A 26,051-nucleotide genomic window follows, 5' to 3' on the forward strand; every position below is an offset into this window, starting at 1 on the left:
TTCTGGGGGCGAAACCGACAGCAGTCACGCCGGCGATGAGTTGACGCACCACACGCCAAGGCGAGGGCGGGTCGCCGACCTGCTTCACTCGGAGCAGTTGGACGGTGTGAGCGATATCGGTCATGGGCGGCGCTCCTCACGGCCGGTGCCCTGGATAATAACCAGCCGCAGCGCGGCGATGTGGGCAGCGCGCAGACCGAGTTGCGTGCCTCGAGGCGGGTCGGCCGAGATGATAGGCCGGAGTTTGTTCGACTTCGGCTTGTTGACGTCGCGCTCGTTTACGGCAATGGCCAGCAGTCCGACGTAGAACTCGAGCGGCACCTCAAAGGAGCGGATCCGCACGTCCTTTGCGCCCATCCGAATCTTGTCCCGGGCGACCTCCTCCGCACGCTGAGGCTGCCCGAAGTTGAGCCACAGCACCCGGCTGTCAGGGCCGAGCACCTGGGCCGTTCCGCCGGGACCGATCACGATCCTGCGGCCTCTGCTGCCCTCGACCTCGACCCGGTAGACCCGGATCGTGGGGCGGCGGGGAGGCTCGTCGTCGTCGGGTTTCGGCAGCGGTGGCGGGTCGTCGGTGCCCTCCTTCGGCTTGGTCTTCTCGTCCGGGACGGGCTTGTCGACCGGCGGGGCATCGGTGATCGGCGGCGCGTCGGTGACCGGTGGCGCGAGCGGCCCGACCGGTGGCGCGATCGGGCCCACGGGGGGCGCGATCGGGCCGATCGGCGGCACGACGGGCCCGATCGGCGGCGCCTCCGGCACCGGTACGGGCGGTGCCACGGGTGGCAGCGGCGGGGCCACCGGCGGTGCCACCGCTGGCGGGATCTCGGGCGGCGCCTCCGTGTCGGGCGGGGCCTCGGGTGGCTTCACCTCGGGCGGGAGCTCGATGGGTGGGGCGGGCACGTCGTCGTCGGAGAAGTACTTGTAAGCCGCGATACCCCCGAGCGTCAGGCCAGCGACGGCCGCTACCACGGCGTAGGCCACCCATTTTTGCGGAACTATGTCCGTCGGCTCGGGAATCGCGATGTCGGCGCCGATAAAGCCCAGCGCGCCGGTCGCCGCAGCAGCCGCCTCGTTCACGAACGCCCCGGTCGCGTCGGTGTACCGGACCGGATTGTCCCGGGCGTAGGCGTACGGGTTGGTCCCGTCCACCAGGGGCATCGGGTCGCAGGCCGTCCACCGGCCCAGCCAGGGCGAGTAGTACCTGGCCCCGTAGTAGACCAGGCCGCTCTCGGCGTCCCGCTCCTTCCCGTTGTACCGGAAGCGTTTCGGTGACTCCAGGTGCGCGCGCACGGCCAGGTAGCTGGTCGTCCCGTAGGCGGAGAACTCCTCGTAGGATACGACCCTCGCCTTGTCGTCCAGCTCCAGCACGCAGGAGCCGAGCAGGTCCCCGAGCTGGTAGCGGGTGGTTCGCGCCGCCTTCCGGCCCGGCGACGTGCGGGTCTCGACCAGGGCGAGCCGGCGCTGCCCGTCGGCGATGTCGAGGGTGTGCCGCACCTGCCCGGCACGCCGCCCGCGGTGCTCCCGGTCGACCTCGACGCCGTCCAGGTAGACGGTCTCCCGTCTGGGTCTCCCGTCGGGGCCTACCGTCACCTTCCGGACTCGCCTGCCGTCGCCGTCGTAGACGTAGTACGTGCGGTCGCCGGCCGCGCCGCCCCTGACCCGTTGCCGCCGGGTAAGGCTGAGCTGGTCGCGGTGGTCCCAGACGAGCTCCGTCAGGTGCGGCATCGCGGTGGCGTTGCCGTGCTCGTCGTAGTCGTAGCGGACGGGATCTCCACCGCTGTCGACGCTCTCGGCCAGCCGGTTGCCCGCGGCGGCGTACCGGAACCTGCGGGTCCAGCCCGGGTCGCCGGCCGAGGATCGCCGGTGCCGCAGCTCGAGCAGGTTGCCGACCCGGTCGTAGCGGTAGGCCTCGTGGTACCGGGTCATCGCCTGCCCGTCGCCGGCCTGACGCAGCTGCGAGGGCCGGCTTCCCCTCCACGGCGACGTCGGCCCACCCGCCTGCCCGAGATGCTCACGGCCGCTGGCCTGGACCAGGCGGTAGGTCGGGTCGTACTCGTAGTCGCTGCCCGCAACGACCCTCGCGTTGTCGAAGAAGACCGCCTGGCGGGAGCTGTCCTCGACCTGGCTGACGTTGCCGACGGGGTCGTAGCTGTAGCGCAGGTCCTGCACCCGGCGTCTGCCGCCGGAGGGTCGGCGGGTCCGCTGCCGGGTCAGCCGGAACGTCTCGGGGTCGTAGTCGTGCCGGGTCCGGGCGCCGTTGGCGTAGCCGATGGCCAGCCGCTGGCCCTTCGGGTTGTAGTCGATGCCGGTGACGACCGCCTCCCAGGCGGCCGCGGGCTCCCGGCGCAGCTCGACCGCGGACAGCCGGCCGGACCGGTCGTAGGCGTAGCGCACCGCGGCGACCGGCATCCCCCGCGGTGCGGGTCGCTTGGAGATGATTACCCGGTTCAGCGCGTCGTACCTCGACTCGCCGCGGTACCCGCATTCCTCCAGATCCGGGGCCGCCGACCAGTCCACCGGCCGGTCGAACTGCGCGGCCAGCCGCCGCGTGGTCGCCAGCAGGTTTCCCTTGAAGTCGTAGCCGGCGATCTCGACCAGCCCTGCCTGGTCCATCCGGCGGACCACCCGGCCCCGCAGGTTCCTGGCCGTCGCCTCGTCCTCGCCCTCCCCGTAGTCGATCAGGCCGGTCAGCAGTTCGCGGTCGTGGTCCTCGGGGTCGGCGCCGGTGACGTGCTGGGCGACCTTGCGGCGGGCCGTGTCGTAGCTCGTCCGGACGGTGTGGCCGCGCCCGTCCCAGTTGCGGATCGTCTGCCCGGTCGCGTCGTCCAGCAGCCAGCGATGGCCGGAGTCGGGGCTCCACCGGTGGATCTGCCGTCCAGTGACGTCGACGTCCTGCCGCATGGCGACCCGGCCACGCGGGTCGGCGCTGTCGTCGGCGTCGCGCACGACCCGGTCGGTGCCCTCGACGTCGATCTCCCGGCGGGTGGCCAGCAGCTCCCGCTTGCCGTCGCGGTCCAGGCCGTTGTCGGCGAGCGTCAGGAACGGTCGTCCCGCGGGGTCGGAGTGCGTCACCGTCGGCGTGTTCGCATGCGTGGCAGCCTTTTCCGCCGATCGCCTGGCGACCGGCCCGAGCTGACCGGCGATCCTGCGCTGGTACCAGGTGCCGTCCGGGAGGGACCTGGCCGCGTACCCGGCGAGGTCGGAATCGCTGCGCGGGTCCAGCAGCACGGTGTCGTTGACGTCCCAGGTCGCGAGATGCCACGAGCTGAGGACGACCTTGTCGTAGCTGCCGTCGGGGTGGACGGTGGCAATCGGGCGGCCCAACGGGTCGTAGGCCACCAGCGCGCTGACTCCCACGAGCGGCTCGAACTCGAAGCGGTGCGTCCGGCTGGCGAAGGGCTCGTACCGGCGCACCGGCTTGCCCTGGTTGTTCAGGATCGCCCAGCCCGAGCCCACCCAGCGCTCGGTCCCGTCGGCCCCGCCCTCCGCCTGGCCCTTGGCCTGCACGACGCGGCCGAAACCGTCGCTGTACGAGAATGTCTGCTGGAGGCGCACGTCCTCGCCCGGCTGCAGATCGGACGTGTGCCGTTCCCGCGCGATGGTCGCGACGACGGCGGGTCGCCGCTGCTCGGGCGCGCGCGCGTAGGCCCAGAGGTCGTGCACGATCCGGGTTCCCGCGCCGCCCAGCAGGGGCCCGGCGCGGCCCTCGGGGTCGTCCAGGTAGGCGAGCACGGTGTCGTCGTCGGGATCGGTGACGAGGTCGCGCAGGCTGTCGCCGACGTGCTCGCCCCGGCGGCCGCGCACTGCCGTGGCGACCACGAGACCGAGCGCGTCGAAGGCCACCTCGCTGCGGTTGCCGTTGGGGTCCGTCACCTGCGCCGCCTTAAGCACGCGGTAGTCGCGGCGGCTGGCCCGCACCACGTTGCCGACGGCGTCGGTGCTCCGAGCGGGGAGCAGGTCGAACCGGTCGAACGCGACCGAGCTCTCCGTGTCGAAGCCCGGCTGGTAGACCGCGTCCCGATGCCGCAGCGGCAGGAAGAAGTGTTCTGCCGCGTACCGGAACTCGCCGGCCGGGTCGGCCTGCTCGGCCGGGTCGAGGAACGTCCTGCCGGTGGGCAGCCACCAGGTGCCGGCTAGGTGCTCCGGGAACCAGCCACGCCGGTGGGCGGTGGCGCCGTCGATGTAGCCGGCCTCCGTCAGGAGCGCGTGGTCCGGCACCAGCGGCCGGCCGTCCCGGACGAGCACGTCGTCGATTAGGCCGTCCGTCAACGCCAGCGCGAGACTCACGCCCTGCACCGCCCGGACGCCGGCGCGGCCGAGCGCGAGCAGCGCCAGCGGGTCCCCGGCGGCAGCTCCGAGGTCGTCCGGCCGGTACAGCACTCTCGTCCACTCGATCACCCGGCGCTGGGGCGACGCGTGGTCGGGTTCGCGGTGGTAGGCGATCTCGGGGATCGCGGCCACGGCGGCCCGCTCGAAGTCGCCGGCGCCGAGGTGCTCCCCGGTTCCCGCGGTCAACCCGGTGAGCTCGTAGGTGAGGTTCTCGGCGGGTCGGGGCACCGCGTAGTCGTCGGGGTGCGCCTGCACGTCGTCCACCGGCTGGGTGACGGCGTGCTCGGAGTACACGACCAGCGGCCTGCCCTGGACGACACGGTCCGAGTCGGTGGGGAGCGCGCCGTCAGGACGTCGTCGCCCGCAGGCGACCAGCACGTCCCGCCGGACGAGGCCGTACCCGTCGACCTCCAGCGTGATCTTGTGCTCGACCCGCGGGTCGAGCGGGTCACGCTCGAGATGCGTGTTTACGGCCTCGTACACGTGGGAGTGGACGACGGCGTGCCGGTTCCGCCCACGCGGCTGCAGGACGGCGACCCGGTGGCGCTCCTCGGTCACCACGTACGGGTGTTCCTGGCGGTCCGTGCCGTCGAGCGCGTACACCTCCCGGCGCAGGGTGAGGCCGCGCAGGGCGCGCAGGGCTTCGCGCCGGTCCTCGGGTGCGAGCCCGGCCGGCAGGTCCGGCTCGGGCAGCGTGGGCGCGTCGGCCGACATCCCCTGGCGGGGCAGCGGGGCACCGACGTGGAACCAGGTGCGGTTGTAGACGGGCGGGACGTCGGTCTCGTCGCCGAGGTTGGTCCAGTCGGCCGCCGGCACGGCCTCGTAGTTCTCGTGGTTCCACTCCTCCACGAATGCGAAGCCGCGGAACTCGCGCTCGATGCCGTCGAAGTACCCGTCGTGGTAGGCGTACCGGGTGCAGAACCGGTTGCGGCCGATCAGGTCCAGGGTCTCCACCCGCTCAACGACGTGCACCGGAAAGGGTAGGCGCGCCCGCCACGGCCGGCCGGCGAGCCGGTCACGCACGCTGAACCGGGTGGACGGCGCGTACGTCAGGAGCGTCTGCGTGCCCAGGTTGTTGGTGATGCCGGTGAGCAGGAACGGCTTGACGGAGCCGAGCAGGTCCACGTAGCGCAGCTGGCGGCCCACGTCCGAGGGGAGCGGCGAGGACCAGACCAGGCAGGCCGTGCCGGTTCCGAGCAGGTCGACCAGCGACACGTCGACGAGCTGGCCGGAGTACTCGCGCAACTGCAGCCGGTGCGCCGGGGACCAGCCGTTGCCGCTGAGGTTGAGGAAGAGCAGGGCGCCGTCGTCGTCCAGGTAGACCAGGTCGGCCGGGCCGGTGCCGTCCACGTCCCCGATCCGGACCCGCTCCGGCGAGAACGCGTCCGCGGCCGCGAGCCGGGGCGAGTCGTGCATGGTGACCTTGGCGCCGAACCGTCCGTAGCCGAGATTCGGCCAGTAGCAGACGTTCCCGTTGCGGACCCGGACCAGGTCAGTCAGCCCGTCCCCGGTCATGTCGGCCAGGTGGATGGACTCGGTCAGGTCCGAGAAGACCAGCCGTGGCCCGGCATCGTCGTCCCCCGGCACGGGGCGCCGCTGTTCCGCCTCGAAGCCGGCCTCGTCCAGCGACCGGTGCCAGACGAGTGCGTCGTCCCCTGCGATCAGGACGTCGGCGTGCCCGTCGCCGTCCAGGTCCACCAAACGCAGGTCGGGGTCGTCGAAGTCGCGGTTCAGGGCGTGGGCGAAGGGGGCGAAGGGATGCCAGCCTTCGGCGTCGTCGTGTTCCCAGAATCCAGTGACGGGGCCGGCCAGGGCCACGAGGTCGACGGTCCCGTCGCCGGCCAGGTCGAGCAGCTGGACCTGTCCGCCGGGTGACTGGTTCGGGTGCACGGGGAGCTGCCGGACCGGCCCGAACCGGACGCTGTCGAGCGCCGGGCTCTCGTTGCGCTGGTAAAGCCAGCTCGCCTCGGTGGCGGCGAGCACGCCGGCCACCCCGTCGCCGTGCAGGTCCACGAACTCGTATCCGGTGCCGATGCCCTCGGGCAGGTTGCCGAGCACCGAGGATGCGACCGTCCTGACCTCGGGGTGCAGCTCGGGCTCGGAGTAGTCGAACTGCAGCGGCGGGATGCTGCGGGACAGGTACCCCTCGCCGTCCCGCCGGTACCCGGTCTGGCCGACCGCGGTCAGCAGGCTCAAGCGGGCATCGCCGGTATGCGAGAGATCGGTGGAGCGGACCAGGCAGTCGCGGCCGACGCCGTCCTCGTCGGGGAAGTGGTGGAACATCAGCACCCGGCGCAGCAGCCGCAGCGTGCGGACCTCGAAACCGGCTCTGCGGCTGGAGAAGGCGTCCGCCCGGGCGGGCCACGGCCGCTGCACCGCGGAGGTGGGCGTTTCCGGGTCATGGTCGCCGTAGTCGAAGACCACCTCGAAGAGCCAGTCATCGTCGGCGAGGCCTGCGTCGGTCAGCGTCTGCCGGCGCCGACCGGCTGGGTCCAGCGCCGTCCGGCGGTTGCCGTAGCGGATCCTCTTCAGATAGCGGTTGACGGCTCTGGCCGGGCTGTCCGCGGCCCCCCGAGCGAGCTCGTCGGGCCGGGTGACGTCGACGCCGGCCGCGTCGTCCTGCCGGTAGCCGTAGCTGATCGCGTTGCCTTTGTCGTCCTGCTGCTCGCAGATCAGCCAGCTGAAGATCCGGGCCGGGTCGTCGGGGTCGCGGACCCGGGACTCGTCGGTGCCGCCGTAGCGGGTTAGCACGTTGTCCGCCGAGATCGTCCGCCAGAAGACGTCGGCGGGGTCGGTCCGGCTGCTCCACCGCTCGATCCGGGAGAAGGACGACTCGACCCGGGGGCGGTAGCGGCGGACGGTGTAACCGTCTCGGCGGACCTCCGGCACGTCGACGGGCACGAGGTCCTCCAGGCCCGACATTACGAAGACGTCCGACTCCCGCGCGTCGTCGTAGCCAGGCAGGCCCTTCTCCGTCCTCCGGGAGACGGCCACCAGGTCCAGCCGCCAGCCGAGCCCCGCCACACCGTTGCCGAATCCCGAGTCGTACGTGAGGTTCAGCCGGGGGCCGAAGCCCGACCGCCCGGTCGAGGTGGCGACGGGAACGCTGAGCGACCCCGTCCCGGTGCCCGAGTTGACGCTGAACTTCTCGTCGATCCCGCGGACGGCGCCACCACCGGTCGGTAGTTCCACGGCCGGTGCTGCGGTGGGATCAGTGGCCGCGACCATCGCTGCGCTCTAGGTCGTAGTGGACGACGAGGAACACCCGCTCGACGTCGCTGACGGGCTCCTCGAAGTCGAAGACGCCCAGCAGTCGGGGCTCGCCCGAGCGCACCGGCCCGACCTCGACGTCCACCGCGCCCTGGAAGAAGCCGCACCAGGGCGCGCCGCAGACCATCGTGAAGGTGAGGTCGACGTCGGACCCCCACCGATCGGACCAGCGCTCGATCTGGAACTCGACCTCGCGGTGCGCCGAAGGCTGCGCGCCGGCGGCCTCGACGAAGACCTCCAGCCGCTTCACCACCGCCGACCGGTCCCCGTAGGCGTACGCGAAGCAGTCCCGGGACAGCCGCAGCTCCAACCGCCGCGATCCCTCCTGCTCCACGAAACGAGCCCACTCCTGCGGCATCTCGCGCCGGACGTCGATCAAGCGGGTGCCAGCGTCCGGGAGCTGCCGCCGCGCCTCGCCGGTCGCCGCCGCGCGCAGCAGCGGGCCGCCGTCCCGGGCCGTGTAGTTCACGTGCATGATTACGTCGCTGAGCGAGTCCAGATCGAAGTCGTTGTTCTCGGGCGGCATCTCGATCCGCCACCGGCTCACCGCCCCTGCTAGCTCGAACGGCAGGTACCGCTCGTCGCGGAAGTTCAGCTCGAACAGGCCGCTGTCGTTGATGCCGGTCGAGGTCGCGATGGCGTTCCGGGCGGCCAGCACCCTTACCGCGCGCGGGTCGCAGGGTTGCAGGGCATAGCCCGGGGTGCAGCCGCAGTCCTGGTCGCAGGCCTTCCCGCAGGAGCTGCAGTCGGCGGGGCAGCCGGTGCCGCACCCCGTGCAGCAACCCCCCTCGGCGCAGCAGTCGCCCCCGTCCGCGCAGCAGCCGCCCTGCGGGCCGAGCAGGAGGGTGTTGACCCGGGTCGTGCTGCTCAGCAGCGTCAGCCGGCAGTGCACCCCGGCGTAGGGAGTGACCACGCACGGCAGCGACAGCGAAACGCTCTTGATCCGGCGCAGGTAGTGCCCCGGGTAGTCAAGGTCGAAGAGCCACTCGGGCAGCTCTAGCACGCAGGTGCCGGTGACCTTCAGCGACAGGAACGCCGCCGGGAAGAACTTGCGCAGCGAGACGTGCTTGGTCAGCTCGAACTCGCGCTCGTTCTCCGTGGAGAAGGCCTGGTCCATGGTGTGCAGGGACAGTGCCAGCCGCTCGCCGGCCAGCAGGCCCTTGTGCGCGTCCTCCCACGGGGTGTCCGGGAGGAACCGGCGCTGCGTGAAACCCCGCTCGGCGTTGAACGCCCGCTCCGCCTGGGTCGCGGCGCGCAGCGCCAGGTCGTACAGCTGCCGGTAGAGGGCGGCTGTCTCCTTCTGCAGCCACAGGAAGTGGGCGCTAGAGGTGGTCTTGTCGCGCTGCAGGTCCAGCAGCTCCGCGGTGTTCTCGACCTGCCGCTGGGCCGTGTTCAGCTCGCGCAGGGCTGCGGCCCGGCGGCGTTCGGCCGCCAGGATCTGGCGTTCCGCCGCCTGGATCTCGAGCAGGAAGATCGCCCGCTGGTGCTGCCACTCCGCGAGCCGGCGGTCCCAGCCTCCCTGGGTCGAGCGGAGTCCGGCGTTGCCGCTGAGGACGGCAGAGACCTGTTGCTGGATGCGGGCCACGCCCTGGAAGACCTCGGCCAGCTTGGTGCCGATGGGCAGGTGCGTGAAGGCCGTCGTCCCGACGAAAACGTCGGGGATGACGCCCAGCACCGTCCCAATCGCCTCCTGGATGGTGGCGGCCGTGGTGGATGCCGTGCTTGAGGTGGTCAGCTCCTGGTAGTCCAGCTCGCCCGCGCCGAGGCCGTTGGTGATCAGCAGGTCGTAATAGGAGTAGTTGGCCTCCGCGATCTGCTTGGTGATCTGCAGGGCCTGCACCTGCCAGTCGGCGTCGCGCCACTGCTCCTGGCGGACCGTCCGGGCCAGGCCGGCCACCTGGTGCTCCTGCCGAGCCCGGACCGTCGCGAGGTGCTCGCCGTCGCCGCGCTCCAGGGCCGCCTGGAACTGGCCGCCGAAGCTGGCGGCCTGGGCGGCCAGTTGCGCCGCCCGGGCGTGCACGACGCCGAAGCGGTATGGGCTAGTGCCGCAGCAGTCGGCGTCGCACCCGCCGCAGCAGCAGCCGTCGGGGTGGCCGGGGTCTCGGCGCAGCAGTTCCTGCCGCTCCGCGACCTCCTCCCACAGGACGACGAGCCGCGGGTTCAGTTCCGCCGCCGCGGCGACGTAGTCGCGGACCCGGACCTGTGGGTCACCGCCCCCCGGCTCGTGCACCGTCACGGGTGCCGGGCCGAGCAGTCGCTCGGCCGCCGCGTAGAGCAGCCGGGCGCGTGCGTCGCCGGCGGCGGTGCCGCACATCCGCTCGCCATCGCCCCAGGCGAGCAGAGTCTCGATGGACGAAATGGTGACGTGCCGCCGTTGCGCGGTCAGCTCGCCGACCTCGACGCCGGTGCAGCACAAGCTTCGCCGGCCCGTGGCCAGCGCCGGGTGCTCCATCTCCGCGCGGGCCCGGGTCCGGCGGCCCCGCGCCGGCCGGCGGGCCGGGACGGCGACGTCGTCCACCCTGTCTCTCGGCCTGCACCAGCGGTTGTCGCTCGTGACCGAATCGAAGGACACGCCGTACCAGCGCAGCGCCGCCTCGTACGAGCAGCGGGTACGCAGCGCCTCGGCGACCGTGACGGCCTCGCTGAAGGGGTCGAGGGGGAAGAGAGGTGCGCCCGGGTCGCTGTAGACGAAGAAGGGGTAGGCGGGCAGTTCGGGCGGCTCTTCCTCGTCGTCCTGGTCGTCCCCGCCATTTTCGTCGGCGGGCAACGGCGGGACGAACTCGGGGATCGGGTAGGCCTGGTCGGGCACGAGGTCGTACCGGAATCCCGGGTCGGGCGGGGGGACGGCGCCGGGGTCCGCGGCACCGCCGGTCACGCACAGCAGGACGGAGTCCCCGGATCGCCCGACCAGCACCAGGTCCACGTCGGTGACGTCGACACCCTCGCCGATCCGGAGGCCTTCCACCGAGCGCCGTGGCTGCTCGAGCTCGCCGTCGTGCAGCCGGCTCCACATCAGGTGCACCATCGGGTCGGGGGTCCACACCAGCATCGGGGCGGCGAGGTCCTCCTCGTGCCAGCCGGGCCAGTCGGCGACCTGCTCGATGTCGTCATACCAGCGGGTGTCCACCAGCCAGAAGTAGTACTCGCCCACGTAGGCCGCGAGATCCCCGCTCTCGCAGGTGACATCGCCGACGTCCGGGCGCGGGGCGAAGGGCTGGGACGCCGCCGGCGGGCCCGCCGCCGCGACCCTCAGGAAGCGCGCGCCGAGGCGGACCGCCGCCTCGATCCACAGCGGCGAGACCCCGGTCGCCGTGCCGGGCACCTGGCCCGCGGCCGCACGGACCACCGGCGGTACGGGGGCCGCGGGTGCGTTGATCCCGCCGCCATCGCCGTTCCCATCCTCGTTATCGTGCCCGTCGTTGCCGCCGTCCTGCGGGTCGCGGACGACAAACGCGGGTTCGGGCGCGAGCCAGGAGCGTTCGGCCCCGGCGTCCGGCGTGCCGAGGACGTCCAGCCCCTCCCGGACCGGGCTGAGTCGTCGGAGTCTCGAGGCCTCCCGCTGCTGCAGCAGGACCAGGCCCGGATGGGTGGGCAGGCCCTCGGCGTCCCAGTACTCCAGGCCGCCGGGGATGGGGACGGTCAGGGTCGCGCGGCGCAGCTCGTCCTCCAGGAAGCGGAAGGCCTCGGAGGCGCGGTCGCGGTCGCGGCTGACCTCGGCGATGCGGTCCTCCGGGTAGAGCTCCCGCCGCCGCCAGGCCGCCCAGGCGGCGCAGTCCGCGTAGCGCGTGTCCCACTCGCAGAGGAAGTTGCTGTCCGGGCGCCAGGGCGGCTCCAGGCCCAGCCGCGCGCGGGAGACGAGCGTGTTGATCGCGGCGACGGCGTTGCTCACCCGCGTGGCCACCGGCTCGGGCCCGCTCTCGACGTCCATCAGCAGCAGGGCGCTGAGGTCGGCCGCGGCCGTCGCGAAACCCGCGCCCGGCCAGGGCAGCGCGACGCGGTCCATGCGGCACAGGTAGGCCACCAGCGCGTCGCGGGCGTGCACGCGCAGGCAGTCGTCCAGGTGCTGCAGATCCACGAAGCGCCGCGGGGCCGAACCCACGAACCCGCTCCGGACGACGGCCGCCAGGTTCTCGTTGCCCTCGCCGGGAGCGCCGGGATCGTCCGCCGCCCAGAGGTCGGGCCGGGCGTCGCGGATGTCCTCGAAGGCGAATACTGCGACCATCTCCCGCACGATCCGGTCCGCGTGCCAGGCCCTGGTCGCCCACCGCTCGTCGGTGAGATCGCTCGCCGTGACGGCGTACCCGGGGTCGTAGTTCAGCACCAGCTCGGCGTCGCTGAGGTCCACCCCGAGATGCCGCAGCAGTTGGGCAGGATTGTCGGGCTGGTTCTCGGCCGCCTCGTCATACAGCAGCCAGACGGGCTTCTCGGGTGCCGTGCCAGCCGCGGCACGCAACCAGGTGTGGTCGAAAAGCCTCTCCCAGAGGTCGAACAGCGCGGCCCGGCGGACCGTCGAGGGTGCCACCCGGTCGTCTTCCGCGGGGGCTGGCGGATGGTAGCTGTCGAACAGCGGCAGCAGGTTCGGATCGAAGTCGACGCGGTGCGGCTGCCAGCCGGCGGCGTCGTAGAAGGCCAGGCCGGCCATCTCGTCCCGGTGGTCCAGCAGGTAGCCCAGTTCGGACTGCGCGTAGTCCGCGAACAGCTCGGCGGACAGGCCGAACCGCTGCGCGACGAGCACCGCCTTGAACGCCCGCTGGTACGTGCGCCGGGCGTCCCGGAGGCTGCTCACGTAGGTGTCGGACAGCAGCTCGAAGACGACCCCGTTGACCACCGAGTCGTTCGTGCCGGTGCTGAGCCGGTCGCGCTTGGCCACCAGGTACAGGCGCTCGGTCGGGATGACGGTCCGCTCGCCGTCGGTGTCTGGGCCGCGGTACTCGATCCGCAGGCCGGTCCGCAGCGGGCGCTGGTCGTCCAGCTCGTCGTCGCCGGGGCGGTCGCGGATGAGCTCGATCTCCACGTCGTAGGTGCCGCGCCGAAGCCGCAGCCCGGCCGTCTCGAAGCAGTCCTGGTCCTCCTGCCAGTTGTGCGCCAGCAGCACCCAGCTTTTCTGGCCGCGGCGCAGCAGCACCCGCCAGTGCCGTCCCTCGCCGGCGTGCCGGCCCGGCTGCGCGTCGGGTTCGCCGCCCCAGAAGTCGTACGCACCAGCGCGTTCCACCAGCAGCGCGCCTGACCAGGTCACCCGGTAGCCCTCGACACCACCGAGCACCTCGGCGTCACGGGCCGAGATCAGGATGCCGTTGCGGGATCGCGCGTACCGCTGCTGGGCGTCGGGCAGGTCGGCGGACAGCGCGGGGATCAGCGTGGGCGCCGGCGCGTTCCAGGCGTTCGTGGAGGGCCGGATCAGGTCCGTGGTCGGCTGGATCGCCCGCCAGATCACCGTGTCGTCGTCCAGTGTGCGGTACTCGGCCAGCAGGCCGGTCCCGGCGAGTCCCGTAATCGCCGCGAACGCGCCGCCGACCGGGGTCGGGTCCCATCGGACGTCGGGCCGGTGTCCGTCGTCCCGCGTCCACGGCAGCGAGTCGGCGGCGTTCTCGTCGGCCAGCAGCACCGGAAGCAGCCGCCACGCGACGGCGATCGCCTCGGCGCGGGTCGGCGTCGGATCGAGCGAGACCTCCCGGGCGTCGGGGTCCGCCGTCGACAGGACGTGCTCGGCCAGGTGCTCCACGATCACCGCGCACCGCGCGTGGAACAGCGCGAACCGGGCCCGGAACCAGGCCCACCGAGCGTCCTGGTCGGCCTCCGCGTGTAGCCGAGCGCGGGCCTCGTCGAGGTCGTCGAACAGGTAGCCGAAGGCCGCGAGCTCGACCAGGGGAAGGTGGTAAAGGGAGCGGACGGCCTCCTGCTCCGCGGCCTGCAGCGGCCTGATCCGGCTCAGCTTGGTCAGCACGGCGTCGTCGTCGAAGGGCACGGCCAGGGTGAGCTGGTCGGGCCCGGAGGCGTATCGGAACGGGCTGTCGGGGGTGTTCCACATCGAGGCCGGGCTGCCAGGAAGGCCGACTGCATAGCGGCGTTCGGCGGCCGCGACCGGCTCGCCGGCCCGCTCCAGGACGTCGGGGAAGAGGTGCGCGCCGAGGTCGTGCAGGGGGTCGGTGCCGGCGGCGGGAGTCCATCCCAGCTGACTGCCGAGCACCTCCCGGATACGCGTCCAGGTGTAGCCGTCGGGGTCCGGCTCCACCTGCAGCAGCCGTCCGCGCAGCTGCCAGAGCGAATGCTGCTGGTCGTCGTCGGGATCCTGCAGCGGGTCGAGCTCGGCTTCGTCGGCGGGCGCGACCACGGACGGGTCGTCGCCGGCCAGGTGCGGCTGCGCCGTGCAGGCGAACAGCAACTCGCCGATCCCGAACGTCGAGGCGTAGATCTTGGTCAGCTCCTCGACGAACCGCAGCGTGTGGCTGGGCCGGGCGCGCCAGGTGGCCGCGGCGTCCAGCGGGTCGAAACCGCCCAGCTCGGAGAGGACGTCGAGGTTCGTGGCGAGCAGCTTCTCGAAGTCGGGCCCGCGCCTTCGGCAGTCGTGCCGAGCCTGCGCCGCGGCGGCGGTCCGGTCGATGAAAGTCTCGACGTCCTCGGCGTCGAGCGGCGCCGCCGGGTTCCGCCACAGGTCGAGCAGGTCGCCGATCGGCAGGGCCGCGAAGCCGAGGTCCCACCGCAGCATCCCCAGCGCGGCCAGTTGGGGGATGAAGTCGGGGTCGACGCCATTGCCCGAGAACATGCCCAGCACGTCGGCGACGTCGGCCAGGTCGGCGAAGGAGTACCCGCCGCCCGGTTGGCAGCGCAGCGTGCGCCACAGCCGGACGAGGATCGCGAGCCGGCCGAAAGCGATTGTGGCGTCCTGCTCGTCGAAGAAGACCACGTAGTCGGCCAGGCAGCAGGGTTCGCACTCGGGCAGGTCGGCGGCGTCCTCGACCGAGCCGACCGAGCGGACGTGCATCGGCACCAGACCCGAGTTGCTGAGCTCGTACAGGTCGCAGTAGTCCAGGCCCAGGCGCGACAGCAGGACCGAAAGCTGCCGGACGTCGCGGCTCCAGTCCTCGGTCTCGGGCGGGTAGCCGTACAGCTGGACGACGAACGGCTCATTCACCGGGCCGGTGTAGATCGCGTCGTACTCGACCGTGCTGATGCAGAGGTATTCCAGGGCCAGGGGCAGGCGCACCGGGTAGCGCCGAACGTGGCGGGGGAAGTCGGCAGGCTCGGCCTCCCGGTCGCGGACGAACTCGCTGATGTCGCGGCGGAACCCGCGCATCGCGGTGTAGCGGTCAATGCCGAGCGCCTCCAGGTGCCGCCGGTTCAGGTCCAGGGGCTGGGAGTAGGGCAGCTGCGGCGCGGAGAAGTCGGTGGCCAGGGCCGCGTAGGCGCCGGGAGCGCTGACCGGCGTCGCGGGGGACGAGTACTCGGGGACGGCGCGCAGCCAGGTCTCGGCGTCGATCGCGCCGCCGACGTCCGGATCGGTGTCGTGCACCACCCCTGCCGGGACTCCGGTCTCGGCGACGGCCTCGAGGCACTCGTTGACCAGGTCGATGACGGGCACCGGCACGGTGGCGTTCGCCGAGGTCGCCGCGAGGTCGCCGAGCGGGCCGCGGCGACCCTGGACGCCGTCCTCCAGCCGGCCGCCGCCAACCGGGATGTCCAGCAGCGCGCGCAGGTACGCCAGGTCCCCGGTGGCGGAGAGCTCGCACGGCGGCCGGCAGTCGGTGAGATCGCCTGGGTTGACGGGATGGAAGGTGCCCGGGCCCTCCTCGGGTGTGCCGGTTCCTTCCGCGAACGTCCAGATGTCGGAGGCGAAGGCGTGCGCGGGGCTGCCGATCAGGACGTCCGCGAACTCCTGGCGGGTCAGCCGGCGCACCTGCTCGACCGTCGTGAATCCCCGGGCGTAGAGGGCTTCCGCGAGGCTGAACTGCAGTTCGGGGGTGACACCCAGGCCCGAGGTCAGGTCGAAGACCGCCTCGACGGCGGCCACCGCCTGGGCCAGCCATGCCCGGCCCTTGTCGTCCATCGGCACGGAGGCCACGGCCGCATCGCGGTCGGTCGCGTCCAGGCCGTCGCCCCAGCCCCAGCTGGCGTGACCCGGCAGCGCGCGGTACGCGTCGACAAACGTCCTGATCGGGTCGAAGGCAGGCAGGGCGAATGTGGCTGGGGCGAGCGGGCCCTCGTGATGCGGACCGCCCGCCGTGCTCGTCACCTCGAAGTAGGCCCGCAGCCGGGCGACGAAGCGGCCGACCTGCTCCTCCAGCGAGCCCGTGCCGCCGATGATCGGCGGGAGGACCTCGGGGTGCGCGGTGAAGAGCGCGAGCCAGTCGCCCTGTTCCAGTTCGGGTGGGTTGCCGGCCCAGGGGTCGGCGTCAAGGTTCTGCACGCTGGTCAGCGCGGGGAACGGAGCCGGCATCGTCGCCGCCGCGGCGATCAGGGGCCGCGGGTCGGCGAGCTGGAAGATGGCCGCCAGGACGAACTCGAGGTGGGCGGCGGCCTGCGGCGCGTTCGCGATTACGCCGTTCCAGAAGGGCGCGATGTCGTCGGTCGGGTCGGTGTCGGGCGGCGTCGTCTCGTAGGCGGCGTAACCCTGGGTCAGGGCCAGCCCGACGCCGGACGCGCCGACCGGGGTGATGCCCTGGACGCTGCCCAGCGCGCGCAGGCGGCGGGCGGCCATCTCGACGGTGACGGCGGCGTCCTCGACGATCGTCGCGTCCTCGATGGCCTTTCGCAGCACGTCGAGGATGGTCTTCTCGTCCGAGAGCGTGGCCAGCCGGTACCGCACCTCCGGCGTGACTGTCGTCGGCAGGCCGGCCGCGAGGGCGTAGAAGTACTGCGGCGGTACCTCGAAGGACGGGATCATTGGGACACCACCACGGGCAGCGTCGCCGGCGAAGGCAACCCCGGCAGGACGGGAATGGTGAGCCCGACCCGGGTGGCCGCCTGGGTGTGCTGCTGGCAGGCGATGGCCGCGCTCACCGAGTACGCGAACGTCGCGATCACGTCCGCGTTGGTGGCCTGCGTAGCGTAGTACGTGACGAGGTCGGCCTCGAACTGCTGACGCGCCGTCTCGTCCCCGCCGCGGTAGAGCGTCTCCAGGTCACGGGTCGGGACCGGCAGCGGGTCCAGGGCGTGGTTGGAGACGATCTCCCACGCCAGGTGGCGGCACTGGGCCGGCGTCAGATCCGCCAGGGACGGCGCGCCCGCGCCCGGATCCTGCGCCAGGACGGTCTCCATCGCGGTCCGGACGGCGGCGTAGGGCGGTGCCGAGCCGTCCGTCGGGGTGGCGACGTAGGCACTGCCGGGGGCCAGGCCGACGAGCGGTTTCGGCAGATAGAGGTACGCGGCGACGGGTTCGAGCCCGGCGTAGGCGATCGGCGTGTTGTCGCCGGGGTTCGGCAGGGCGTTCGTCGAGGTGTCGACATTGAAGTGGAACTCCTTCACCTGCACCGTCTGCGGCGGGTTGGCGCCCACCGTGCGGGTGATCACGAAGGCGAGATCCACCGTCTGGTACTCGGGGAAGGGCAGCGGGTCGGGGATCTCGATCGCAGCCGTGGCGACCGGCGCGCGGTCCGCCAGCAACGGCGGGCGCAGGTGCTGCACGATTGTCGCGTCGGGGTCGCCCTCGGTCAGGTAGGCCGCCGACCCGAGCTGGTGCCCGGCGTCCATGCCGCTGGGATCCTCGAAGGACCGGTCGGCGATGGAGATCTCCAGGCCCTCCAGGTAGGGCATGAAATCGTCGCCCTCGACGGGTTTTTGCGGCAGCAGGCGGACGACGACGACGGCCATGACAACCTCCCGGATACGGGCTCTGCAGAGCCTCACCAGACAACCCGGGAGTCGCGACCGCGGTAATGTCCGATCCGCGATCGTGTGTTCATTTCAAGTGATCACGGGAGGGTGCGGCTCGCTAGTTCCCGGCTGTGCCGCACGAAGGAGTGCACCAGCGGCGAAGGGTTGCCCGCACGCCACAGCACCGACTGCTTGTAGTGCACGACTGGATCGGCCAGCGCAACCCAGCGGACGTGGGGGGCATGAGGCCAGACGGCGCGCGGCGCACAGAAGGCCACGTCCTCACGCTGCACCAGGTCGATCGCCGCGCGCACGCCGTCCACACTCCCGGGCCGCGTGTTCGGTGAGAAACCCTCGCGACCGCACAGCTCGACGACGAAGTCGTTGTACTCGGGCGCCTGGTCGCCGTCCCCGCGCAGCAGGATGACGGAGCGCAGTTCGCGCACGGGGATGCTGCGCAGACTGGCCCAAGGGTGTTTGGTGCCGACGAAGACGCCGGCCGGGTCGAGGGCCAGCCGGGCCGTGGAGATCTCCGCCGGCGCGAACCGGGCTAGCCCGACGCCGATGTCGAGGTAGCCACGATCGAGGGCCTCGAACTGCTGCGGCAGGCTCATCATCCGCTGGTGCACGTGTAGGCCGGGGTGTTCCGCGACCACGGTTTCCACCACGGCCGGGATGTGCTCGTAGCTGGCCTCGGTGAAGCCGAGCCGCAGCACCGGGTGTTCTGCAACGGCATGGCGGGCCATAGCGGCGGCCCGGTCCAGGTGCCGCAGGATCCGCTGGGCCTCGGCGATGAAGACCCGACCGGCTAGGGTCAGGGACACTTGGTGCGTGTTCCGGTCGAACAGCCGCGCGCCGATCTCGCGTTCCAGTCGGCGGATTTGCTGGCTCAGCGCCGACTGAACAATGTGTTCGCGCTCCGCCGCGCGGCCGAAGTGCAACTGATCGGCAAGGGTCACGGCATAGCGAAGCTGGCGGATCTCCATCGCGTACTTCCCCCTGTACTGCGGAGTGCGTCGTTGTCATCCGGAATGCCGGTGAGGCCCGTCACGAAGGGGCCACGGGAACAACCATGCGGACCGTGGGGCCATCTGGGGCGTGGCCCAGGGGTGGGATCTGGAACGACATCTACGCCGCAGAGTGCGGCAACCCTTTTGGAAACAAGGATGGCCACCACCCAACGACCCGGGAACGGCGGTGTCCGCGAGCGCCTGCTGCATCTGCTGACGGGAGTCCTGCAGGCATGAACGGTGTCGTGCGCGTGCACGCAGGTGGCCATGGTCGGCCTGCGTTGGTTAGGCCTGTGCGGTTGTTCATCGTGTCCCGCCCAAGCACTCGAGCGCGCACAGGCCAGTGCGAAACCAGCGAACGGCGACGGAAATTTCCTCGAACCGCGGGTGACCAGTGGTTGGGCGCCAGGCGACTCAGTCGGAGATCCCTCAGCCCAAGGTAAGAATGCCGTCGTCGGACATCCGGCGCAGTGCCTTATAGACGGTGTCCTCGGAGCGCGCACCGCATCGTTCGCCTGCAGCATGGCGAGGACGTCTTTGCACCTCATTGGTTCATCTGCCGCAGCGGTCGGTGTTAGCCAAGACGTGGAGGATCACGAGCAGGGGCATTGTGGACCTCCGGAGGGTGGAGTTTCGCTTCTCGGCGCCAACCCGGCCGGCGGAGCCGAGGACATCAAGGGCGCCAGCCATATGATCAACTCACCCACGGCCGTACCGACATGCGTAGATGTACGTATTGAACTCAGAGCGAAGCGGAGTCCTTGCTGGAGGTTCTCGCAGGCTAGGAGTGCATAACGGCTGATGGAACCATGTGGCTCAGATTGGCAGTGGCCAGTCGATCCTGCAGCACCTAGCTGTCAACTTCGCGCCCCCACGGGGGCGACCTGCGCCGACGCCGTGTGATGGCGAAGAGCGATGGCTGGTGTCCTAAGGAGTTCGCTGGCTCCGTCAGGTCGCGGCAAACCGCGGCAGTTGCATGCCTCAAGTTGTCCAGGTCGAGACATCTTCAGAGCAGGTCGGTGTGTCGAGCGATCCTGTAACGCTCTTGCCCTGTGTGACGTGCACTGACATGTGAAGCCGCCCCCCCAGGACATCTTGCGTGATGACTATGCGCGATCACTCGACGTCTTCAAGACGCTTGTTGACGTGCGCTTCCGACTTCTGGTACTGGTACCTGGTGCGGCTGCTGTGACTACAGGATTACTGGGGGCGAAGAATGATCCTGGAGCAGCCCGCTTTGCCCTCGCGCTCCTCGGACTTGTTGCCACTTGTGGCGTTATTGTGTACGAAGTGCGCAACAGTCAGCTTCACGATGCCGTTGTGCATCGCCTAAAGTTCCTCGAGCTACTGCTCGGGCAACCAGCCGCAAGTTTTAGTGGTGTCGGCGGCCTGATGAACGAGCGGCCATCGAAGCCTACGGTTTTGTTGGTGCCACTCTGGCATGATCTGGCGCTTTCTGTTGTTTATGGGGCATCCATTGCCGCCTGGGTGTGGCTGCTCATAAGCTCGCCTTCCCCGGTTCCTGATTTATTGAATGCTAGTTGTGCGAACGGTGTTCCTGCACCGTCTCCGGCATGGTGGCCTTTGGCGTGCTGGCCGTACAGTCCGCTGATTCTTGTCGGGACAAGTGTTATGGCTGGATTGCTCGCTTCTCGCTGTGTCATCGTGCTGTCACGAAGCAGTCGTCCCTCGTCAACCTGTACTGCGATTATCCGCGACCCAAAAGGCTCAATCGAGAGATTGGACGTTGTCGATTCGACGAAGCTTCTCCTGGACAAGCTTGTCGAGCATAAAATGAAGAAGAGTCGGATCTGCGAGCACGATGCTGACCTCGCTTGTCTTCTCGGTTTGGCAGTCCGCGAGGATGTGCGCGGAGTGCTGTTTACTCGAAGACTGCGGTTCATTTTGAGGCATGCTGGCTGTCTAGAGGTTGGGAGCAAGCGGCGCTGCCCGGAGAAGGGTCGGTTTCGCATTGTGGGAGAGCGACGTCGCGCGATCACCTGGATCCAGGCTACCGAAGAGGGAGAGAAGTATCAGGCAATCGAAAGTGCGAGTGAACGTCGAGCCGAGTTGTCGAGGATCCTGACAAGAAGGATGTACTTCTATCAAGAAGTCAAGAAGTTAGTTCCATTGGTCAACGACGCCGAAGAGCTCCACCGGATAGTCTCAGCCGGTACGTACGCGCCCTGGCTTGATCTAGCGCAGATTCGGTTCCGTGTTGATTTGAGTCGCGAGCTAGAGTCCCCTGAGGTCCGTCCGCCTATTTAGACTGTTCCTACTGGTTCGGATAGCTGCGGCGAGATCGGAGCGCATCGAGCAACGCCAGCGTACTTTCAACATTGGTCGGACCGTGGCCGAGTGGGTATCAACCACTACTCGGATTACTCCGCAGAATGATCCCAAGCAGCTGGTAGCTGCGTTGAGGTGTGCCGACTCTGGCAAGGACGTGCTGCAGCCGATCTCCATCGTCTCCGCGCCCAGAACGCATCCAGCCACCGCATGTTGGAGTGCGCGGGCGCTACTGCGGAGTTAGCAGATGTCGGACCACGGCGGCCATGACCGGCTGTGCGGACGGAGGCGGATCGTCGGGTTCGGCGTGGCGACACATCCAGGTGTCGAGATTGCATAACCTCCTCGGCGATGGCCTCAAAGTCGGCGACGGGATCGGACGAGCCGGTCACGAGAGTCACCTCTTTGCGGGTAGCGGCGGATGCAGTGCCGACGATCTCTTCAACGGGCGAGTCCTGGGTGCTGCCAGCTCGCGCGAGGCGAACAGCGGCGACGAGCACTTTCTGCGCGTGAGCAGCAAGACGGACTGCATCCACCACGAGTGCACCGGGGTTCGAGATCGACTGGGTGTCCGCAGGGCACTATGCCGCGAGCAAAGGTGGAGACTGTCCTCCCTGCCTCGGCGAGTTCGAGCTCCGCCACAACTACAACCAGAGTCTCCGGAGCGGTCGCGGTCAGACGGCTGATCTCGGGCATGTCCCGACGGTAGGACCGATCGTGGCTCGTGAACGCGCCAGTTCTTGGGGCTGTGAATAACTGACTGCAGGGCGTCGGCGTGCCTCGGACCGGCCTGTGGCCGGGCTCTTTCTTCGCGATGGGCCGCTTACTCCGCCCGGTCTCACGATCAAGGGTGCTTCGCATCGGCAGCGCCGACGGCTGGGCCGCCCTTCAGCGCGAGCCTCGCCGGGCGGAGTCGGGCGCGGACGGCAGGGGCGGGCGCTTCGCACCGCGCCCCGCTACCGGCCCACCGGCTACATCAGCTTCTCGGGTCGGTTCCGTTCCGGAGCAGAGGAGCCGCGGCCATGACGACCCCGACCCGCAACCACGAGAAGACCCCCGACGCCACCACCCAGAACGGCCCGATCTTCGGGCGCGTCGTCACGGAGCCGCCGATCTCGCAGCCCTGCCCGACCTGCGGGCAGTTCGCCGATGAGGCCCTGGTGCCGGTTGTCGCGCCCGGTCCGCCGGTTCGCGATCTGGTCCCGGATGCGGCGGCCGTCCGGATCGCGTTCCAGACGCTGATCCTGCTGATGGAGGTGCTCGACCGCCGTCGCCCGTGGCTGCAGGTTGCGCACCTCGCGGTCCCCGGTGTCGGTCGCTACCTGCGGGCGGCCCCAGTAAATCCGCGGCTGGGGACAGGGGTAGCGAAGGTCGTCAGCTTCCACCCGTCGCAGCCGAACCGGTGCCGGATCGAGACCGCGAGCTCGTTGCAGGTGCGGGGCCGGCGGCGGGCGCTGGTAGCGACGTTCCAGATCACCGGCGAGGAGGAGTGGATCTGCACGATGGTTCGGATCCTGTGAGCGGCGGCCCCGGCGAGGACACGACACCTCGCCGGGGCCACTCCGGTGGTCGGCTCAGCCTGCAAGGTGCCGCTGGACGGGCGGAAAGATCTGTTCGACGGGGATCAGAGCGGACAGGGCATCGACTCGAACCCAGCGGACCTCGGCCACCGCCGGATCGCTTGCCGCGGGTGTCGAAGCTGTCGCGATCGCAGCGAAGTAGATCATCGACGCGCCGGTCACCGGATGGACGCGCCGGCCCAGCTCATCCGCGACCGTGACCTCGACGCCGGTTTCCTCCAGGACCTCGCGTCGTGCGGCTTCCGAAGGCGTCTCGCCGGCCTCGACCTTGCCGCCAGGGAAGACCCAGGGCGGCTCCCCGTCGCGTCGTTGCACGACCAGCACGCCGCGAGGACCGGTGACGACAGCGACCACGACGAGGTCAGGCACGCTCTCAGCTTCCCGGAGCTCGGTCGCGATCGGGGCATTCTTGGTCAAAGCGCCGCGAAGTCGCCGTCCCCAGTGCGATCATGATCGACAGGACGCGAGATCACGAGCGTGCGGGGGCCGGATGCAGGCAAGGGCGGATCGTGGAGAAGCATGGCTCCACGTGGCCGAGACCGTGGCAGCTGCGCCTCCCGACGGCTCCGACGTCGGGGAGATCATCCGCTGGTACCGGCAGCGTGAGGGGCTGACCCAGCAGGACGCGGCGGAGCTGCTGAACACGACCCAATCGCGGCTGTCGAAGCTGGAGAAGGGGTCGCAGGCGCTACGCGACGTCGTTGAGCTCCGGCACATCGCGGCAAAGCTTGGGATCCCACCGGAGCGTCTCGGGGTGCTGCCGGACAACTCCCGGGATGCGATGCCGAAGGCGGGCGCGGTCAGCGAGGAGCCAGGGCCTGTGCGGACGAGCCAGGAGCGGTGGTGCGAGGTCCGTCATGAGCTCAACGGCAACCGTGCGCTGCTGGGCGATCTCGCATCTGAGCTGTACCCACAGGAGCAACGCGTCGCTGGGACGACGGTGCTTGCCGGGCCCGGCTGGGTACCGGATCAGCCGGTGGATCTCGCCGACGTCGAGATGACCTGGCTGGCTGAGTCTCCGACCCCGATCATCACGGGCAAGGTCGACGAGGCGGCAGCCGTGCGGTCGCTGCGCGCCACGGGCGAGCCCTACGACCGGTACTCGCGCGCGCTGCGCGATCTCGCGCGGCCGAAGCTGCTCGACAACAGAGCGAGCTATCGGCTGCTCTCCGCTGACTGGTCTGGCGGGCGCGGACGGTTCGGCTTCAACTACACCAGCTACTTCGACGTCCTGGACGTCTGCGAGGCCGTCGGACACGAGTTCGCCGATGCGTGGCAGCAGCGCGGGCGCAAGCGGCCCAGCCCGGCAGATCTTCCGCTGCGGCGCCTGATCGAGGATCCCTTCGACCTGGTGGCGCGGCCGATGCTGCCGAGCATCAACACGCTGACGATCCGGCGGGACCCAATCGACGGGCACCGGATGTACCTGCATCAGCGGAATGCGGGCGCGGTCGCGGCGGCTGGTGGGATGTTCCACGTCGTCCCGGCGGGCGCGTTCCAGCCTGCTGCGCTCGCGCCGGCCCATCAGGCCAACGACTTCTCCATCTGGCGCAACATCCAGCGTGAGTACTCGGAGGAGTTTCTCGGCAACGCCGAGCACGACGGCAACAGCGTCGACCCCATCGACTACCTGGGCGAGGAGCCCTTCGCATCCTTCGAGCGGGCTCGCCTGGCCGGCGACTTCCGGGTGTCGGCCTTGGCGCTGGTGCTGGAGCCGCTGACGTTGTGGGTCGAGTTGCTGACCGTCGCGGTGATCGAGGCGCCGGTGTTCGACGAGCTGTTCCGCGACATGGTCTCGGTGAACGAGGAGGGCGCCGCGGTCAGCACGGACGCGGACAAGCCCGCCGTCGGGATCCCGTTCACCTCGGAGGCCCGGGAGCGGCTGCGGGACGAGCCCCTCTCCCCGATCGCCCGAGCGTGCATCGAGCTGGCATGGCAGCACCGGCAGGGACTTCTCGGTCGGTGAGGTCAGCCTCTCGAAGATCACTTCAGTCAATGACTCGACGGCGGCGATTTGGCTGCTTCTCCGAGAAGTGAGACCGAGGATCGAGTGATTGAAGGTGCTTCGAGGCCTGACCGTCGACCTCCAGGACCGTGGGGAGGGTTGTGATGAAGGGTCAGGGTGAAGAAGGCGGCTGGCCGGGGCATAACCTGATCAGTTGATGAGGGTCATTGTCACCGGTGCGACCGGTTTCGTCGGCTACGCGCTCGCAGCCGCGCTCGTGGGAGCAGGTCATGACGTGGCGGCGCTAACGAGGTCGAAGCGCGAGCTGCCAGCCAACGTTCGCCGGGTCGAAGCCGAGCTCCTCGACGCCCCGAGGGTTGCTGCGGCCATGAAGGCTGAGCGGCCTGACGCCGTGTGTCACCTCGCGGCGCTAGTGCGAGTTCGTGACTCGCGCGCGGATCCGGTCGGCTACTGGCGGACGAACGTCGGTGGCACGCTCGCGCTGCTGGAGGCACTTGTCGCACAGGACGAGCCCGTACGGCTTGTGGCCGCGTCGACCTGCGCGGTCTACGGCGAGGACGTGCCGCAGCCGATCACTGAGGCGCAGGTGCCGCAGCCGACGAACCCCTACGGCAGCACGAAGCTCGCTGCGGACCGGGCGATCGCCGATGTTACTGCGACGGGCGCCATCGGGGCGGTGAGTCTCCGGGCCTTCAACATCGCTGGCGGTATCGGCGGTCACGCGGACCCCGATACGAGCCGGCTGATTCCGAAGATCGTTGCTGTGGCGCGCGGCGAGGCGCCCGAGCTGACGGTGAACGGCGATGGGTCGGCTGTCCGGGACTACCTCCACGTCGCCGACATGGCGGACGCCTTCCTTCGTGCCCTGGAGGCGTGCGAGCCGGGCACGTGGAAGGCCTACAACGTCGGTAGCGGGAACCGCTCGACCATCGCCGACGTGATTGCGGCGGCGGAGGAGGTCATCGGGCGGCCGTTGCCCGTCCGGCACAACCCGCCGGCGGACGAGCCGAAGGTGCTGCTCGCGGATCCCTCTCTCGCTGAGAAGGAGCTCGGCTGGCGGCCCGAGAGGTCGGATCTTCGTCAGATCGTCCGAGACGCCTACAACGCTGTGACCAGGAGAGATTCCGTCAGCGAATAGTCGTGCGAGGAATACGCCGCTTCCGACTCGCGACTCCCTCTTGCGGCACCCTGATCTGCGGTTCTCTGTGGTGCATGACAGAGATCGCAGAGTTTCAGCAGCGGGTGGCGGTGCTGCGGAGCCAGCTCGACGAGATCGCCGAGTCGATCGCGGAGCTGCGGGCTATTCGCCTTCGTCGGCTTGCTGCTGCTCGAGCCGGTCGAGCCGGGCGCGAAGCGAGGCAACCTCCTCCTCGAGCCCCTTGAGGGCCTTGAGGACCGGATCCGACGCTTCGTCCGCGTGAACGGATGCCGTCTCGCCGCGGAGGACCTGCTCCAGGTAGGCCGCGGGCCAGCCGAGCGCCTCGGAGATCGCCGCGAGCGTCTGAGGGCGGCGACGACGGGGGTTCAGGTTGTGCTGGAGCTCCCTCAGCGTGGTGAGCGAGACCTTGGCGCTCGACGCGACCTCCATCTGCGTCATGCGCGTCTCGGCGAGGCGTGAGCTGATCGCGGTCGCCACCGCCGACCAGTCCTCACGTTCGCTTTCCACCACGCGCGAAGGGTAGGGCACGCCGATCTCGCTGGCACCGATCGGTGCCGGTGTTGCCCACAAGTCTGTCCAGTGAGCCGCAATATTGACCACAACTGATGCTAATATCAAGTAGTTGAGGGGAGCTGATC

The 26,051-nt window shown here is 70.1% G+C and carries 10 protein-coding genes; 4 read left to right on the forward strand and 6 right to left on the reverse strand.

Annotation, left to right across the window (positions count from 1 at the left end):
• Nucleotides 1–120: 120 nt before the first annotated feature.
• From LWC33_RS13095 to LWC33_RS13110, 4 genes are all read right to left on the reverse strand, one after another.
• Complete coding sequence (locus tag LWC33_RS13095; RefSeq protein WP_233304631.1) at nt 121–7,521, reverse strand: SpvB/TcaC N-terminal domain-containing protein; 7,401 nt, start codon at nt 7,519–7,521, stop codon at nt 121–123.
• 19 nt (nt 7,522–7,540) lie between these two features.
• Nucleotides 7,541–16,480: a Tc toxin subunit A-related protein gene (locus tag LWC33_RS13100; RefSeq protein ID WP_233304632.1), complete on the reverse strand. Its 8,940-nt coding sequence runs from the start codon at nt 16,478–16,480 to the stop codon at nt 7,541–7,543.
• Complete coding sequence (locus tag LWC33_RS13105; RefSeq protein WP_233304633.1) at nt 16,477–17,406, reverse strand: hypothetical protein; 930 nt, start codon at nt 17,404–17,406, stop codon at nt 16,477–16,479. Before LWC33_RS13105 ends, LWC33_RS13100 begins: the two co-directional genes overlap by 4 nt.
• Before the next feature lie 101 nt (nt 17,407–17,507).
• The gene (locus LWC33_RS13110; protein ID WP_233304634.1) at nt 17,508–18,395 is read right to left on the reverse strand and encodes a LysR family transcriptional regulator; all 888 of its coding nucleotides are present in this window, start codon (nt 18,393–18,395) and stop codon (nt 17,508–17,510) included.
• A gap of 1,095 nt (nt 18,396–19,490) precedes the next feature.
• Between LWC33_RS13110 and LWC33_RS13115 the strand changes: the two genes are divergently transcribed.
• Nucleotides 19,491–20,687 carry a hypothetical protein gene (locus LWC33_RS13115; RefSeq protein WP_233304635.1) on the forward strand — a complete coding sequence of 399 codons (1,197 nt, stop codon included), beginning with the start codon at nt 19,491–19,493 and terminating at the stop codon, nt 20,685–20,687.
• 1,043 nt (nt 20,688–21,730) lie between these two features.
• Nucleotides 21,731–22,228 (forward strand): Rv3235 family protein, encoded by a 498-nt coding sequence (locus tag LWC33_RS13120; RefSeq protein ID WP_233304636.1) that lies wholly within the window; start codon nt 21,731–21,733, stop codon nt 22,226–22,228.
• Between the two features lie 54 nt (nt 22,229–22,282).
• Here the strand turns inward: LWC33_RS13120 and LWC33_RS13125 are convergent, their stop codons facing one another.
• Nucleotides 22,283–22,657 (reverse strand): NUDIX hydrolase, encoded by a 375-nt coding sequence (locus LWC33_RS13125; protein WP_308190941.1) that lies wholly within the window; start codon nt 22,655–22,657, stop codon nt 22,283–22,285.
• A gap of 160 nt (nt 22,658–22,817) precedes the next feature.
• Between LWC33_RS13125 and LWC33_RS13130 the strand changes: the two genes are divergently transcribed.
• Nucleotides 22,818–24,254: a helix-turn-helix domain-containing protein gene (locus LWC33_RS13130; RefSeq protein WP_233304637.1), complete on the forward strand. Its 1,437-nt coding sequence runs from the start codon at nt 22,818–22,820 to the stop codon at nt 24,252–24,254.
• A gap of 196 nt (nt 24,255–24,450) precedes the next feature.
• Complete coding sequence (locus tag LWC33_RS13135; protein ID WP_233304638.1) at nt 24,451–25,392, forward strand: NAD-dependent epimerase/dehydratase family protein; 942 nt, start codon at nt 24,451–24,453, stop codon at nt 25,390–25,392.
• A 162-nt stretch (nt 25,393–25,554) separates the two neighbouring features.
• On the opposite strand, the gene LWC33_RS13140 is transcribed toward LWC33_RS13135, so the two are convergent.
• Nucleotides 25,555–25,923, reverse strand: a complete 369-nt coding sequence (locus tag LWC33_RS13140) for an XRE family transcriptional regulator (RefSeq protein WP_233304639.1) — start codon at nt 25,921–25,923, stop codon at nt 25,555–25,557.
• Nucleotides 25,924–26,051 lie beyond the last annotated feature (128 nt).

Source organism: Pseudonocardia terrae (assembly GCF_021343995.1).
In the GTDB taxonomy this organism is placed as follows: domain Bacteria; phylum Actinomycetota; class Actinomycetes; order Mycobacteriales; family Pseudonocardiaceae; genus Pseudonocardia; species Pseudonocardia terrae.